Origin of the sequence: Serratia sp. AKBS12, from assembly GCF_024793895.1 — a bacterium.
Taxonomy (GTDB): Bacteria; Pseudomonadota; Gammaproteobacteria; order Enterobacterales; family Enterobacteriaceae; genus Serratia_F.
In genome coordinates this window covers 323,875-338,085 of the sequence record NZ_JANUSB010000007.1, presented here as the reverse complement: position 1 = coordinate 338,085, position 14,211 = coordinate 323,875, and the positions used below count along the sequence as shown (strand labels likewise).

Sequence of the window (14,211 nt, the reverse complement as noted above, 5' to 3'; positions counted from 1 at the left end):
ATCAGAACTTGAAGCCGCGATGTAGTGCGACAATACCGCCGGTCAGATTGAAATAGCTGACGTTTTCAAAACCGGCCGTCTGCATCATGCCTTTCAGCGTTTCCTGATCCGGATGCATGCGAATCGACTCGGCCAGGTAACGGTAACTGTCCGGATCTTTTACCACCAATTCGCCAATCTTCGGCAATACGTGGAAGGAATAGGCGTCGTAGGCTTTGCTCAACGGCTCCAGCAGCGGCTTGGAAAACTCCAGCACCAGCAGACGGCCGCCCGGCTTCAATACGCGGAACATGGAACGCAGCGCCTTGTCTTTGTCGGTGACGTTGCGCAGCCCGAAGGAAATGGTAATGCAATCGAAATAGTTATCCGGGAATGGCAGCGCTTCGGCGTTGGCCTGCACGTAGCTGATATTGCCGACAATGCCGCGGTCGCGCAGTTTTTCACGGCCCATCTTCAGCATTGATTCGTTGATGTCCGCCAGCACTACCTGCCCTTGCTCACCCACCATGCGGGAAAACTTGGCGGCCAGGTCGCCAGTGCCGCCGGCCAGATCCAGAACACGCTGGCCCCGGCGCACGCCGCTGCAATCGATGGTAAAACGCTTCCAGATGCGATGAATGCCAAACGACATCAGATCGTTCATCACGTCATATTTTGCGGCTACCGAGTGAAAAACGTCAGCAACCATGGCCTGTTTTTCTTCACGAGCTACGGTGCGAAAACCGAAATCGGTGGTTTCCTGCGATTGATCTGCCATTGTCCTGCCTGCTATTCAGTCAATTTTGTGTTGTGGAGTGTACCAGAACCCGGCGAAATACCCCACCTTGCAGCGGCGTTCACCCCTGTGATGCGTGGCGTGATTCCCGGGTGTCCTGGTCGTCATGGGCTTCTGGCAGCGCGCTGATTTCTTCATCGTCCGCCGCCGGCGAATCCCCCCGATCCTGAGCGCTGGCCTGCTGCGCCAACAGCGGATTGATTGGGCGTTTTACTTCGACCCCCAGCGCACGGAAACCTTCGGTCTGACCGATAAGATTACCACGGCCTTCACTCAGTTTGTTCATCGCCTGGCGATAGCTACCCTGCGCTTTATCGAGGCTTTGCCCCAGCGCCGACATATCATCGACAAACAGCCGCATTTTGTCGTACAACCGCGCTGCGCGATCGGCGATACGCTGGGCGTTCTGGCTCTGATGCTCATAGCGCCACAGATTGGTGATGGTACGTAACGCCACCAGCAATGTGGTCGGACTAACCAACATGATATTGTGCTTTAGCGCTTCGCTGATCAATTCGGGTTCCCGATCTATCGCCAACAGAAAGGCCGGCTCGACCGGGATAAACATCAGCACGTAGTCCAGCGAGCGCAAGCCCGGTAATTGCTGATAATCCTTGCGCCCCAACAGACGAATATGCCCACGCAGTGAAGCGATATGTTCGCTCAGCGCCGCCTCTCGCTCCACGTCATCTTCGCTGTTGAAATAGCGCTCATAGGCCACCAGCGACATTTTGGCGTCAATCACCACGTCTTTCCCCTGCGGCAACCGCACTATCACGTCCGGCTGCATGCGACTCTGGTGATCCAGCCGCACGTTGACCTGGGTTTCATATTCGTGACCTTCGCGCAGGCCGGACGCTTCGAGCACCCGGCTCAGCACCACCTCGCCCCAATTGCCCTGGGTTTTGTTATCCCCTTTCAGCGCCTTGGTGAGGTTGATCGCCTCCCGGGCCATCTGGGCGTTCAACTGTTGCAGGTTGCGGATTTCATGCGTCAGCGTATGGCGCTCCCGCGCCTCTTGTCCAAAGCTGTCCTGCACCTGGCGACGGAAACCGTCGAGCTGTTCGCGCAGCGGCAGCAGCAGGCGATCCAGACTCTGCTTGTTCTGCTCATCCACTTTACGGCCGCTGTGCTCAAATATCCGGTTGGCCAGGTTTTCGAACTGGGTAGTCAAACGCTGCTCGCTATTGATCAGCAGGCGCTGTTTTTCTTCTGCTGCCATGCGCGTTTCTTCCAGGCGGATAGTGACTTCGCGCAGCTCGGCCTCCTGTACGCTGTTCACCTCACGCTGGGCGCGCAGTTCCTGATTCAGCAGTTCGCATTCGTTGCGCCAGTGATCGAGCTGGCTCAGTTTTTCCTGTGCCGCCGCCAATTGCCCATGCACGTTGCGCAGTTCGAGATCGTTTTGCCGCAACTGCTGTTCCTGGCGCTGTAGCGTTTCCTGGCGCAGCGCGATGTCCTGCTGCGCCTGATGCAGCGACTGTTCCAACAGGCGCAGTTCGGTTTCGTGCTGCGCCTGATTTTGCTGAACCCGCAAATTGGCGATCAGCCACCCGAGCAATATGCCGATCACGCTCCCGCCAATACCGTAAATCAGACTGGTATCCACCCTGCCTCCCGTTACCCTATTCTATTCCAGCGCGTAACACGCCCGCTGCGGTCACGTTAAGGGGAGACTGTATGGATGTCCAGCCTGATTTGCTTGTTGCAGGTAATAATGCGAAACGCTGCGCAAACAGGAAAAGCGCTAGCCAAACCACTGGCTTAGCCACTTGATACCAAATGCCCCCGGCGCGAGAATACCGAACGCCCAAATCATCGCCGAGGTTATATTAGCCAATTGAAAATAGCGCTGCGGCATGGCACAGATGCCGCCGACCAACGGCACCACCGCGCGCAGAGGGCCAAAGAAGCGCCCGAAGAAAATGCCGAGCACGCCCCAGCGTTCAAAAAACGCGTGACCACGCACCAGCAGTTGCGGATTACGTGACAGCGGCCACATATGCGCCACCCGGTGTTGATAATGGTAGCCGACCCAATAGGAAAGCCAATCGCCAAAAAAGGCGCCAGCAGCCGCGGCGGCCCAAATCGGCCAGAACGCAATGCCGCTTTCACCAATTAGCGCCCCCAACGCCAGCAGGATCACCGTGGCCGGCAGCAACAGCGACAAAAACGCCAGCGATTCGCCAAAAGCCAGGAAGAAAATGATGGGAATGGCCCAGCCTTGGTGCTGCCGCACGACTTCGCTGACCCAGTGGATAATGTCGTTCAGATTCAAACCCGTCTCCTTGATACCGATATCCTTGCCCAAGGATACGCAATGCCCGCCGGCGTTGGTTAAACGCCGGCTAAACATTGCGATTGCTGTACGACTATTCCAGATAGTGCGCCCGCAGGGTTTCGCGCTGGCTGGCCCCCAGCCCGTACTCCGTTTCCAGCCAGCGATCGGTGCTGCCGTACTGCGCATCGATACTGCCGAGCGCGGTCATCAGAAACTCTTCGCGGGCGCTCAATACGTAGGCAAACTGCGCCAGCGCCGCGTCGTTCAGGCGAATGGACAGCTGATCCAGCATCTGTTCGCGGAAGCTGGCCAGCGTGGTTTCCGTCAGCAGATAGTCCTCAACAACCGTGGCCCGGTCGGCCCCCAGAGCGAACAACACCAGCGCCGAACCGATGCCGGTACGGTCTTTGCCCACCGCACAGTGTTGAACAATAGCGCCAGCGTCCGGCTGCACCAGCAGGTTGGCCAACTGTCGATATGCCGCGTTGCCAAACGGCAGTCGACGATACAGTTCCAGCATGAAGGCGCGTGCGTCAAAGCCTGCCAGGGTTTCGCTGGTCAGTTTTGCCAGGTTGGCATTAACCTCGCTGCTCAATGGATTGGCCGGGAAATGGTGGTAATCGGCACCGCTCCACAGCACGTCCGGTTTGGCTTGTACTTCGTCGGCATCGCGATAGTCGAGCACTGACCGTACCGGCACGCCGGCCAGAAAGGTACAGTCATTTTCGGTCAACCGCTCGAGTGAACCGGAACGAAACAGTAAACCGCGCTTGATGCGGCGGCCTTCGGCCACGCTGTTGCCGCCCAAGTCGCGAAAGTTGATACCACCGTCAAGCGGCGCAAGTGAAGGATGGAGCAGAATCTGGGCAGTCATAGACATCCTCTTGATTATTGTCGGAACAAGCACCAGCGGTGCCGAGACAACGCGGCAATCGGGACATTATGTCGACGCCGGAGAAGACAACCGTAACAGATTACGCCTGTAGGGAGAAACGGGCCGCATGGAGGCCCGTTGCATTGGAGGATTACAGCAGGCGGCGCGCCGCCTCCACCACGATTTGCACCGCATGGCTTTCGGTTTGCTTCATGGTTTCCGCGTTCGGAATCTCCTGCTGGGTACGGTTAACGATCACGCCGGCCACCATACCGGCTCGCAGGCCCTGGCTGGCGCACATGGTCAACAGCGTCGCGGATTCCATTTCATAGTTCATTACGCCCATGGATTGCCATTCTTCCATCGAGCCTTTGAACCGGCTGACCACGCGACCGGAATAGGTATCGTAACGTTCCTGACCCGGGTAGAAAGTATCGGAGGACGCGGTCACGCCAATATGCGTGTTGGCACCGCTGGCTTTGGCCGCTTCAACCAACGCGGTAGTACAGGCGAAGTCCGCTACCGCCGGGAATTCCATTGGTGCAAAATGCAGGCTGGCGCCGTCAAGGCGTACCGCCGCCGTGGTCACCAGCACATCGCCGACGTTGATATTCGGCTGAATCGCGCCAGTGGTACCAATACGCAGGAAAGTGCGAATGCCCAGTTGCGCCAATTCCTCTACTGCGATAGAAGTGGAAGGACCGCCGATGCCAGTCGAGCAAACGATAACCGCTTTGCCGTCCAATTCTGCACGCCATGAGGTGAATTCACGATGGGACGCCAGATGCACCGGGTTTTCCATCAATTTGGCGATTTTCTCTACACGCTGCGGATCGCCAGGAACAATCGCAAGCTGAGCCCCTTGTAAATCATTTTTGGTGAGGCCGAGATGGAAAACGTCAGACTGAGACATAAGAGACTCCTCATAGATCAGATTATTGGGAGGAACAAAAAAGTACTCTACTGAAAATCAACGCCCTTTTTCGTGACAGACATCACCACCAATAAAGAAACGAATTACGATCTACATATTTTTTGTGATTTATATCACATAAATAGCCTTTATTACCGCTGCGTTTTGTCCAAGTCTAGCCAATACAGGCGTTGGCACCACGATGACAACCGGGCGCAATCTTACCTATAGTTACTTTCAGAACTGCTTTTCTCTTGCATGGAGACCGCAATGAAAACCGAATACGTGATGACATTAAAACAGGCCAAAGAGGGGTTTAATCCGGCCACCACGCCGTTGGCTGCAACCACTGTTTATACCGACGACGCAGGCATTCATGCGGGTGAAACCACTATTCCGTCGCAGGGTGACGACCTGCCGGCCTTTATCGCCAAACCGGCCGATCATAACGGTCCTTTCCCGGTGGTGCTGGTAGTACAGGAAATCTTCGGCGTTCATCAGCATATTCAGGATCTGTGCCGCCGGCTGGCGAAAGAGGGCTATCTGGCGATCGCGCCTGAGCTGTATTTTCGCCAAGGGGAAGCTCGGGATTACAGTGATATCAACGAGCTGCTGCAAAAACTGGTCAGCAAAGTGCCGGATAAGCAAGTGTTGATCGATTTGGATCATACCGCCAACTGGGCCATCCGCCATGGTGGCGATGCCAGCAAGTTGGCGATCACCGGTTTTTGCTGGGGTGGGCGCATCACCTGGCTGTATGCGGCGCATAACCCGCAGTTGAAAGCCGCCGTCGCCTGGTACGGCAAATTGGTGGGGGAAAAAACCCTCAACTCACCGAAACACCCGGTGGATATCGCCACTCAGTTGACGGCGCCGGTATTGGGATTATACGGCGGGCAAGACGGCAGTATCCCGCAGGATACGGTGGAGAACATGCGCCAGGCGATCCGCGCCGCCAACGCGGATGCCGAAATCGTGGTATATCCGGAAGCGGGCCACGCGTTTAACGCCGATTACCGCCCCAGTTACCACGCTGAATCGGCGCAGGACGGCTGGCAACGCATGCTGGACTGGTTTATCCAGCATGGCGTAGTGGGAGTGAAATAAGCGCTGCACGGGCTCGGCAGCGCTGAGCCCTTAGCGTTATTCCAGTTGCAGCGTGCCAAATGCCGCTTGCCAATCCTGCTCAAACTTGACGACGGCCGCCTGTACCGCAGGCGTATTGATAAACTGCTGCGCAATTTCCGGCGGCAAGGTTATCGCCCCACACCCCGCCAGCAGGCAATCCAACGCCTGACGTGGGGTTTTGAAACTGGCAGCCAATACCTTCGCCTGCGCAACGTGACGTTCCAGTAACTGCTGCAGCTCTGCGACGGTAGCAATGCCGTTTCCCCCCTGCGCATCGATACGATTAACATATGGCGCCACATAGTCCGCCCCGGCCAATACCGACAGCAACCCTTGCACCGCACCATAAACTGCGGTGCCCAAGGTAGGTATCGCCAGGCTTTTTAACGTCTTGATCGCCGCCAGTCCCTCAGCGGTGACCGGCACCTTCACTACCAGCCCCGGCACCCGCTCATTCAGGCGTAGCGCCTCTTCGACTATCTGCGGCGCATCATTTGCCATTATCTGGGCAAATAGCCTTCCCTTTCCCCCTAACGCCTCATGCAGCGCCGGTAACACCTCCCACAAACAGGTGCGTGAGCTGGCAATAATGCTCGGATTGGTGGTTACGCCCTGCAACGGCAGAATACGCGCCAGCCGTTTTACTGCGCCGACGTCGGCGGTATCGAGATAGAGTTCCATCAATGTTCTCCAAAAAATAGGGCGCCAACGCGCCCTGCAGTGAATTACAGTTCAAGCTCTTGTTGCAACAGCGCTTCTACCTGTTGTGCCGATGCCGCATTGACCAACGCCGCACGAAACTCGTCATGCATGATGCGTCGGGCCAATTTAGAAAAAATACGCATATGCCGGTCGCCTGCCGCATGTTTATTCAACGTCAACATGATGACGAATCGCACCTCTTCCTCGCCCCATATCACCGGTTGTGACAGCCTGGCGACGCTGATGGTCGACTGCTCAATATGTTCGGATTTGGTATGCGGAATAGCGAAGCCAAAACCCAGTCCGGTGGAAAACACCGCTTCGCGCGCCCATAGATCGGCGGCCAGCTTGCGCGGGTAACGGCAGCGCCCTGCCAGCAGCAGATTATCCGTCATGCCCTTGATCACCTCCTCTTTACTGCGCCAGTCAGCGCCGAGAGTAATGCAGGATGGCGAAATCAATGGGGCATCGCGTTGATCCATGCGGAACTGCGCCAGTAGGTGTTCAACTTCCAACGAGGTGCGGCACGCCATCGCACGGTTGAGCAACAGGCGGCATTCGCGGCTATCCAGCTTGACCAGCCGCGCCTTGGTCGCCGGGATCGAGGGGGAGCTCATGCTGATTTCATCCAGTCCCAGCCCCACCAGCAACGGCAATACCGAGCCTTTTGCCGCCAATTCGCCGCACAGCCCGATCCATTTGCCATGGCGATGCACCGCCGCTACCGCATGGTCCAGCGCGCGCAGGAAGGCCGGGTTCAGACTGTTGTAATGCTTGATGACTTTGGCATTATCGCGGTCCACCGCCAGCAGATATTGAGTCAAATCATTGCTACCAATGCTGAAGAAATCGATCTCCTCACAACACTGATCGATGATGAACATCACCGACGGCACTTCCAGCATGATGCCCACCGGGATTTTTTCATCGAACGGGATTTGCTCGGCACGTAATGCCTGCTTGACCTCGGCCAACTGTTCCTTGACCCACAGGATCTCCTCCATTGACGAGATCATCGGGATCATGATTTTCAGCGCCCCGTGCGCCGAAGCACGCAGGATCGCCCGCAGTTGGGTATGAAACAGCGGCAAAAACTCCTGATAGATTCGTACCGCGCGATAACCGAGAAACGGATTGTTTTCTAAAGGAATATTCAGATAATCCACCGGTTTGTCACCGCCGATGTCCATGGTACGAACGATTATCGTCTTGCCGTCGGCGGCCTCTACCGCCTGGCAGTAAATATTGTAGAGCTCGTTCTCCGCAGGCGCGCTTACCCGATCCATATACAGCATTTCGGTGCGAAACAGACCAATCGCCTCGGCGCCGTTGCCAAAAGCCGCACTGGCCTCCACGGCGTGCGCAATATTGGCGGCAACCTCCATCTTCACACCGTCACCGGTACGGCCAGAGTGATGCAGATAGGCGCTTTGCTGTTGACGCAACTGGTCATTCAGCCATAGCTCCTGCTGATAGTAGCGCCGCACCGGCGGGGTCAATTCGCACACCACCAGGCCAAGATCGCCATCGATTTGCACCTGCTGGCCAAGATAGTTTTGCAATAGTTCGGCATTAACCCCCACCAGCATGGGTATATTGAACGATCTGGCCAGAATGACGGTATGAGACGTGCTGCCGCCGCTGGCTAACAGCAATCCCTTCAGATGACGTTTATCCAGCTCGAGGAACTGGCTCGGCGTCAGTTCCTCTGCCATGCAAATGCTGGCTTCACTCAGCGCCCGTTGCGAGGGAAAACGCTGGCTGCCATAGATTTGCTGCAGCAGTTGGAAACCGACATCACGAATATCCAGCTGGCGTTCGCGCAGATAAGCACTGTTTGACTGCGCCAGACGCTGGCTGAAATACGCGGCGGCATCAACGATCGACCGGGCACAGCTTTCTCCGGCCCGTACTTCGTCCAGCAACCGCTGGCGAAAAGCGTCGTCGCGCACCAGCGAACGGTGTGCGACCAGCACCGCACTGGTTGCGCCATTACCCGCCATCAACTGCAGTTCCAATGCCTTATCCAATTGTTCCAACCCGGCCAACAGGCGGCTTTGCTCCTGCTCCAGGCTGTCGGCGGGAGGTAAATCCGTCAGGGCATTGAGATCGATAGCCGCCAGATGCAGCAGTTTGCCGCTGGCGGTGCCCTGGCAAACCGGGCGACCACGTACCAGCGTCGGCAACAGATTGGCCAGCGACAGTGGGATGGGTTCCTGATCGGCGCACTGTTCAATCGGCGGCAAGGCGTCATCGCAATGCCTGAATTCGTGGGCGATAAACTGGCTCAATCTGTCGAACGCCGCTTGTTCATCAACGCCTTCAATGGTGACCTGGCAGCTATCCCCCAGCAAAATATCCGCGCCAATCAATGACAATACGCTCTTGCCATCGCCGGTCAGACCGCTACGGGTGTTATGCCACTGAAAGCATGATTGAAAACTGTTGCACAGGGTTTCAATGTGGCTGGCGGGGCGAGCATGAACGCCGTTAGGCAGCTCGCAGGTAAACGTGACGATTTTGGCCATTGGAATGTCCTCCTACCCTGACAACGATGAACCACGGCGGTTTACCATCAGAATAAAAGCCGCTCTCCGGCGCGCCTATGCGACAAAAACGCCAAATACTGGACAAATGTAATCTAAATACTTAAATGCGATAGCGCTCACAAAGCAAGAGTTCTCTCCTTGCCACTTCATTCTGTCGCAATTTGCGTTTGATCTCACTTTTCCACTGACATTACAAAAATCCAGTAAATGACAATTTTATCCCCTGTTGGCGGCGTGGTCGGATACCTATTGTGATAGGTAACAACCTTTCTCCGTCAGGGGTTATTTCTTGCTGATGGTTACTGTTCTCAAAACCCTCGTGTTATGACCAGGGAGTGAATAATGAAAGACCTGCTCAACATACTTAAAAGCACCCGCCAGCATTTGATGTCCGGCGTTTCCCATATGATCCCGTTCGTGGTGGCCGGCGGCATTCTGCTGGCGGTTTCCGTCATGCTGTATGGCAAAGGCGCAGTGCCTGACGCCGCAACCGATCCCAACCTGAAAAAACTGTTTGATATCGGCGTAGCCGGCTTGACGCTGATGGTGCCGTTCCTGGCGGCCTATATAGGCTATTCGATCGCCGATCGTTCAGCGCTGGCGCCGGCCGCGATTGGCGCCTGGGTAGGCGCCTCATTCGGCGCCGGTTTCTTTGGCGCCATCATTGCCGGCCTGCTGGGCGGTATCATCGTGTTTTACCTGAAGAAAATCCCCGTCCCGAAGATCCTGCGTTCGGTGATGCCAATCTTCGTAATCCCGATTGTCGGCACGTTACTGACCGCCGGCATCATGATGTGGGGGCTGGGCGAACCGGTTGGCGCGCTGACTACCGGCCTGACCCGCTGGCTGCAGGGTATGCAGCAGGGCAGCATCGTGGTACTGGCCATCATCATGGGCCTGATGCTGGCATTCGACATGGGCGGGCCGGTGAACAAGGTGGCCTATGCCTTCATGCTGATCTGTGTGGCGCAGGGCGTCTATTCGGTGGTGGCGATTGCCGCCGTCGCCATCGCCACTCCGCCACTGGGGCTGGGTTTCGCCACGCTGATTGGCCGCAAATATTATTCGGTCGAGGAACGTGAAGCGGGCAAAGCCGCACTGCTGATGGGCTGCGTTGGCGTAACCGAAGGGGCGATTCCGTTTGCCGCAGCCGACCCGCTGCGGGTGATCCCTTCCATCATGATCGGTTCAGCCTGCGCTGCAGTTGTCGCAGCGCTGTTCGGCGCACAATGCTATGCCGGCTGGGGCGGACTGATCGTGCTACCTGTGGTTGCGGGCAAACTGGGGTTTATTGCCGCCTTGCTGTCCGGCATGGTCATCACCGCCCTGCTGGTAAACCTGCTGAAAAGCCGGGCGGCCAAACGGCCAACCGCTGCCGCCAGCGAAGAAAACGATCTGGATCTGGATTTTGAAATCAACTGACTACATTGAGGAAATCGCTATGGCCAACATTATTGCCGTCACCGCATGCCCTTCCGGCGTCGCCCATACCTACATGGCCGCCGAGGCCATTGAACAAGCCGCCACCGCCAGGGGGTGGCAATGCAAAGTGGAAACCCAGGGTTCCATCGGGCTGGAAAACCCGTTGACGCCAGAAGACATCGCCGCCGCCGACATGGTGATCCTGACCAAAGACATCGGCATCAAGTTTGAAGAGCGCTTTGCCGGCAAAACCGTGGTACGGGTCGCCATCAGCGACGCGGTCAAACGCGCCGACGCGATCATGAGCAAAATCGCCGCTCATCTGGAGCCCACCGCCTGACGTCCTGTCCCGACGCCGTTGGTCGGGATTAGCCCCGGTTTGTCGCAGAAGGATAAAAAAGATGACCTCTCGTATCGAACGCCTGAAAGCCGCTTTATTTTCCGCCCCACGTGAAATTTCGCTGGAGCGTGCGCTGCTGTACACCGCCAGCCATCGACAAACCGCAGGGGAACCGACCATTATACGGCGGGCGAAGGCCACCGCGCATATTTTGGATCGCGTCGCCATCAGCATTCGCGAGGATGAATTGATCGCCGGCAACCGTACCGTCAAACCTCGGGCCGGCATCATGTCGCCGGAAATGGATCCCTACTGGCTGCTTAAAGAACTGGAGAGCTTCGCAACGCGCCCGCAGGACCGTTTTACCATCAGCGAAGAAGACCAGCGGACTTACCGCGAGCAACTGTATCCCTACTGGGAAAAACGCTCGATGAAGGACTTTATCAATGGTCAGATGCCAGTAGAAGTGCAATCCGCCACCCAGACGCAAATCTTCAGTATCAACCAAACCGACAAGGGCCAGGGGCATATCATCATTGATTACCCGCGGTTACTGAACCTCGGCATGGACGCGCTGCTGGCAGAATTGCAACAGTACCAGCAGCAACAGCCGGAAAACGCCTTCTACCAGGCCGCGCTGCTGCTGTTGCAAGCCTCTCAGCGCCATATGCTGCGTTATGCGCAGCTGGCGCACGACATGGCGGCACAGGCTGCCTCGCCACGGCGCCAGGCCGAACTGCTGCGCATCGCCGATGTCACCGAATGGGTGGCACATCACAAGCCACAGGATTTCTATCAGGCCTGCCAGCTGTTTTGGTACATAAACATCATTCTGCAATACGAATCCAACGCCAGCTCGCTGTCACTTGGCCGTTTCGATCAATACATGTTGCCGTTCTATCAGGCATCGTTGAATCAGGGGGAAGATCCCGCCTGGCTGCGTGAGCTGCTGGAAAGCCTGTGGGTGAAGTGCAACGACATCGTCCTGCTGCGCTCAACCGCCAGCGCCCGTTACTTTGCCGGCTTCCCCACCGGTTATACCATCCTGCTGGGCGGATTGACTGAAACCGGCCATAGCGCGGTCAATGCCCTGTCGTTTCTCTGTCTCGACGCCTACCAGAGCGTTCAGTTACCGCAACCCAATCTGGGCGTGCGAGTGAATGAATTTATCGATCGACCATTCCTGCTGAAAACCGCCGAAACCATCCGGCTCGGCACCGGCATACCGCAAATATTCAACGATGAAGTGGTGGTGCCGGCGTTTCTCAACCGCGGCGTATCGCTGGAAGATGCGCGTGATTATGCGGTGGTCGGCTGCGTCGAACTGTCGATACCCGGCAAAACCTATGGCCTACACGACATCGCCATGTTCAACCTGCTGAAAGTCATGGAGCTGGCGTTGCTGGAAAACGAAGGCAATACCACGCTGAGCTATCCGCAACTGCTGGAGCAGATCCGCAACAAAATACGCCATTACGTCAGACTGATGGCCGAAGGCAGCAACGTTTGCGATATCGGTCACCGCGACTGGGCACCGGTGCCGCTGCTGTCGTCGTTCATCGCCGACTGCCTGCAAAACGGCAAAGACATTACCGAAGGCGGCGCACGTTATAATTTCTCTGGCGTCCAGGGCATCGGCATCGCCAACCTGAGCGATTCGCTGTATGCGCTCAAAGGGCTGGTGTTCGATCAACAACGCCTGAGCTTTGACCAACTGTTAGCCACGCTGAAAGCCAACTTCGCTACCCCCGAAGGGGAGAAAATCCGTGCGCGTTTGCTCAATCGTTTTGCTAAATATGGCAACGACGTTGATGAAGTCGATCTTGTCAGCGCCGATCTGCTGCGCTTTTACTGTAAACAGGTAGAGCAGTACCGCAACCCGCGCGGCGGGCAATTCACGCCCGGATCCTACACCGTATCTGCCCACGTACCGCTGGGGGCGGTAGTCGGTGCCACGCCGGACGGGCGTTACGCCGGCGAGCAATTGGCGGACGGTGGCCTTTCGCCGATGTTGGGGCAAGATGCGCAGGGCCCGACCGCAGTGCTCAAGTCGGTCAGCAAACTGGACAATTACCTGCTTTCCAACGGCACGCTACTCAACGTCAAGTTCACGCCGGCCACGTTGCGGGGCCAGCAAGGGCTGAACAAACTGGCGGATTTTCTTGGCGCGTTCACCAGACTCAAGCTTCAGCATGTGCAATTCAACGTCGTCAACGCAGAAACGCTGCGTGAAGCGCAGCAGCGACCGCAGGATTTTGCCAGCCTGGTGGTGCGCGTCGCCGGGTATAGCGCATTCTTCGTAGAACTTTCGAAGGAGATCCAGGATGACATCATCCGTCGTACAGCGCATCAACTGTAGCCTGATCGCCCCCGGTTTCACCCGAACCGACGGAATGCTGCCGCAGGGGCGCATCTTCAATATGCAGCGCTATTCGTTGAATGACGGACAGGGCATCCGCAGCGTGGTGTTTTTTAAAGGCTGCCCGCATACCTGCCCGTGGTGCGCCAACCCGGAATCGATGTCTGCCAGCATCCATACCGTGCGCCGTGAAGCCAAATGCCTGCACTGCCAGCCCTGCCTGAATGATGTTGTTGAGTGTCCGAGCGGTGCGCTGGAGCATATCGGGCAAAACGTGACGCTGGAGACGCTGTTACAGCAGTTGCTGCAGGACGAGGTGTTTTATCGAACGTCCGGCGGCGGCGTCACGCTCTCTGGCGGTGAAGTGCTGATGCAGGCCGGTTTCGCCACCGCGCTGCTGGCACATTTGCAGGCACTGGGGATCAACACCGCGATTGAAACCGCCGGCGACGCGCCATTGCGCAGCCTGATGGCATTGGCGGCGCATTGCGATCAGGTGCTGTTTGATCTGAAAATAATGGATGCGTCGCAGGCCAAACGGCTGCTGAATATCAATCAACCGCGGGTATTGGCCAACTTTGCCGCGCTGTCGGCAGCCGGTGTCGCGCTGATCCCCCGTCTGCCGCTGATCCCGCATTACACTCTGCATAAAGAAAATATGGCGCAGATCCTGGCTTTTCTCGCACCTTTCGCGTTAAAAGAGATCCATCTGCTGCCTTTCCATCAATATGGTGAGGCCAAATATGCACTACTCGGGCGCGACTATGCCATGCGCGGCGTCGCGCCGGCCAGCGAACAGCAGATAGCGCCGCTACGTGCGATGGCGGAAGCGGCAGGTTATCACGTCATCGTCGGCGGTTAACGCCAC

The 14,211-nt window shown here is 56.9% G+C and carries 12 protein-coding genes; 5 read left to right on the top strand and 7 right to left on the bottom strand.

Annotation, left to right across the window (positions count from 1 at the left end; genetic code table 11):
• Position 1: 1 nt before the first annotated feature.
• The 5 genes from ubiE to udp all read right to left on the bottom strand — a co-directional run bounded on the left by ubiE (position 2) and on the right by udp (position 4,843).
• Positions 2-757, bottom strand: coding sequence for a bifunctional demethylmenaquinone methyltransferase/2-methoxy-6-polyprenyl-1,4-benzoquinol methylase UbiE (gene ubiE, locus NYE85_RS06140; RefSeq protein WP_259003746.1), 756 nt, complete (start codon positions 755-757; stop codon positions 2-4).
• Between the two features lie 79 nt (positions 758-836).
• Complete coding sequence (gene rmuC / locus NYE85_RS06135; protein WP_259003745.1) at positions 837-2,384, bottom strand: DNA recombination protein RmuC; 1,548 nt, start codon at positions 2,382-2,384, stop codon at positions 837-839.
• Between the two features lie 138 nt (positions 2,385-2,522).
• Positions 2,523-3,053, bottom strand: coding sequence for a DedA family protein (locus NYE85_RS06130; RefSeq protein ID WP_259003744.1), 531 nt, complete (start codon positions 3,051-3,053; stop codon positions 2,523-2,525).
• Positions 3,054-3,147: 94 nt separating this feature from the next.
• Positions 3,148-3,930 carry a tyrosine-protein phosphatase gene (locus NYE85_RS06125; protein WP_259003743.1) on the bottom strand — a complete coding sequence of 261 codons (783 nt, stop codon included), beginning with the start codon at positions 3,928-3,930 and terminating at the stop codon, positions 3,148-3,150.
• A 151-nt stretch (positions 3,931-4,081) separates the two neighbouring features.
• Entirely contained in the window at positions 4,082-4,843 is a 762-nt protein-coding gene (gene udp, locus NYE85_RS06120; RefSeq protein ID WP_259003742.1) for a uridine phosphorylase, read from the bottom strand.
• Positions 4,844-5,113: 270 nt separating this feature from the next.
• Between udp and NYE85_RS06115 the strand changes: the two genes are divergently transcribed.
• Positions 5,114-5,950, top strand: coding sequence for a dienelactone hydrolase family protein (locus NYE85_RS06115; protein ID WP_259003741.1), 837 nt, complete (start codon positions 5,114-5,116; stop codon positions 5,948-5,950).
• Positions 5,951-5,986: 36 nt separating this feature from the next.
• Here NYE85_RS06115 and fsa read toward each other — a convergent pair whose 3' ends face one another.
• Together fsa and ptsP are read right to left on the bottom strand one after the other, a co-directional pair.
• Positions 5,987-6,652, bottom strand: a complete 666-nt coding sequence (gene fsa, locus NYE85_RS06110) for a fructose-6-phosphate aldolase (RefSeq protein WP_259003740.1) — start codon at positions 6,650-6,652, stop codon at positions 5,987-5,989.
• A 44-nt stretch (positions 6,653-6,696) separates the two neighbouring features.
• The gene (gene ptsP, locus NYE85_RS06105; RefSeq protein ID WP_259003739.1) at positions 6,697-9,201 is read right to left on the bottom strand and encodes a phosphoenolpyruvate--protein phosphotransferase; all 2,505 of its coding nucleotides are present in this window, start codon (positions 9,199-9,201) and stop codon (positions 6,697-6,699) included.
• Between the two features lie 363 nt (positions 9,202-9,564).
• Between ptsP and NYE85_RS06100 the strand changes: the two genes are divergently transcribed.
• From NYE85_RS06100 to NYE85_RS06085, 4 genes are all read left to right on the top strand, one after another.
• Positions 9,565-10,644 (top strand): PTS fructose transporter subunit EIIC, encoded by a 1,080-nt coding sequence (locus NYE85_RS06100; RefSeq protein ID WP_259003738.1) that lies wholly within the window; start codon positions 9,565-9,567, stop codon positions 10,642-10,644.
• Between the two features lie 19 nt (positions 10,645-10,663).
• Positions 10,664-10,984 carry a PTS fructose-like transporter subunit IIB gene (locus NYE85_RS06095; RefSeq protein ID WP_259003737.1) on the top strand — a complete coding sequence of 107 codons (321 nt, stop codon included), beginning with the start codon at positions 10,664-10,666 and terminating at the stop codon, positions 10,982-10,984.
• A 61-nt stretch (positions 10,985-11,045) separates the two neighbouring features.
• Complete coding sequence (locus NYE85_RS06090; protein ID WP_259003736.1) at positions 11,046-13,343, top strand: formate C-acetyltransferase; 2,298 nt, start codon at positions 11,046-11,048, stop codon at positions 13,341-13,343.
• Positions 13,309-14,205 (top strand): [formate-C-acetyltransferase]-activating enzyme, encoded by an 897-nt coding sequence (locus NYE85_RS06085; RefSeq protein ID WP_259003735.1) that lies wholly within the window; start codon positions 13,309-13,311, stop codon positions 14,203-14,205. Before NYE85_RS06090 ends, NYE85_RS06085 begins: the two co-directional genes overlap by 35 nt.
• Positions 14,206-14,211: the final 6 nt, after the last annotated feature.

Coding starts and splice junctions, on each gene's coding strand:
- NYE85_RS06125 (WP_259003743.1), bottom strand. CDS start 3,930: ATGACTGCCCAGATTCTGCTCCATCCTTCACTTGCGCCGCTTGACGGT.
- ptsP (WP_259003739.1), bottom strand. CDS start 9,201: ATGGCCAAAATCGTCACGTTTACCTGCGAGCTGCCTAACGGCGTTCAT.
- udp (WP_259003742.1), bottom strand. CDS start 4,843: ATGTCTCAGTCTGACGTTTTCCATCTCGGCCTCACCAAAAATGATTTA.
- ubiE (WP_259003746.1), bottom strand. CDS start 757: ATGGCAGATCAATCGCAGGAAACCACCGATTTCGGTTTTCGCACCGTA.
- NYE85_RS06115 (WP_259003741.1), top strand. CDS start 5,114: ATGAAAACCGAATACGTGATGACATTAAAACAGGCCAAAGAGGGGTTT.
- NYE85_RS06090 (WP_259003736.1), top strand. CDS start 11,046: ATGACCTCTCGTATCGAACGCCTGAAAGCCGCTTTATTTTCCGCCCCA.
- NYE85_RS06085 (WP_259003735.1), top strand. CDS start 13,309: ATGACATCATCCGTCGTACAGCGCATCAACTGTAGCCTGATCGCCCCC.
- NYE85_RS06100 (WP_259003738.1), top strand. CDS start 9,565: ATGAAAGACCTGCTCAACATACTTAAAAGCACCCGCCAGCATTTGATG.
- fsa (WP_259003740.1), bottom strand. CDS start 6,652: ATGGAACTCTATCTCGATACCGCCGACGTCGGCGCAGTAAAACGGCTG.
- NYE85_RS06095 (WP_259003737.1), top strand. CDS start 10,664: ATGGCCAACATTATTGCCGTCACCGCATGCCCTTCCGGCGTCGCCCAT.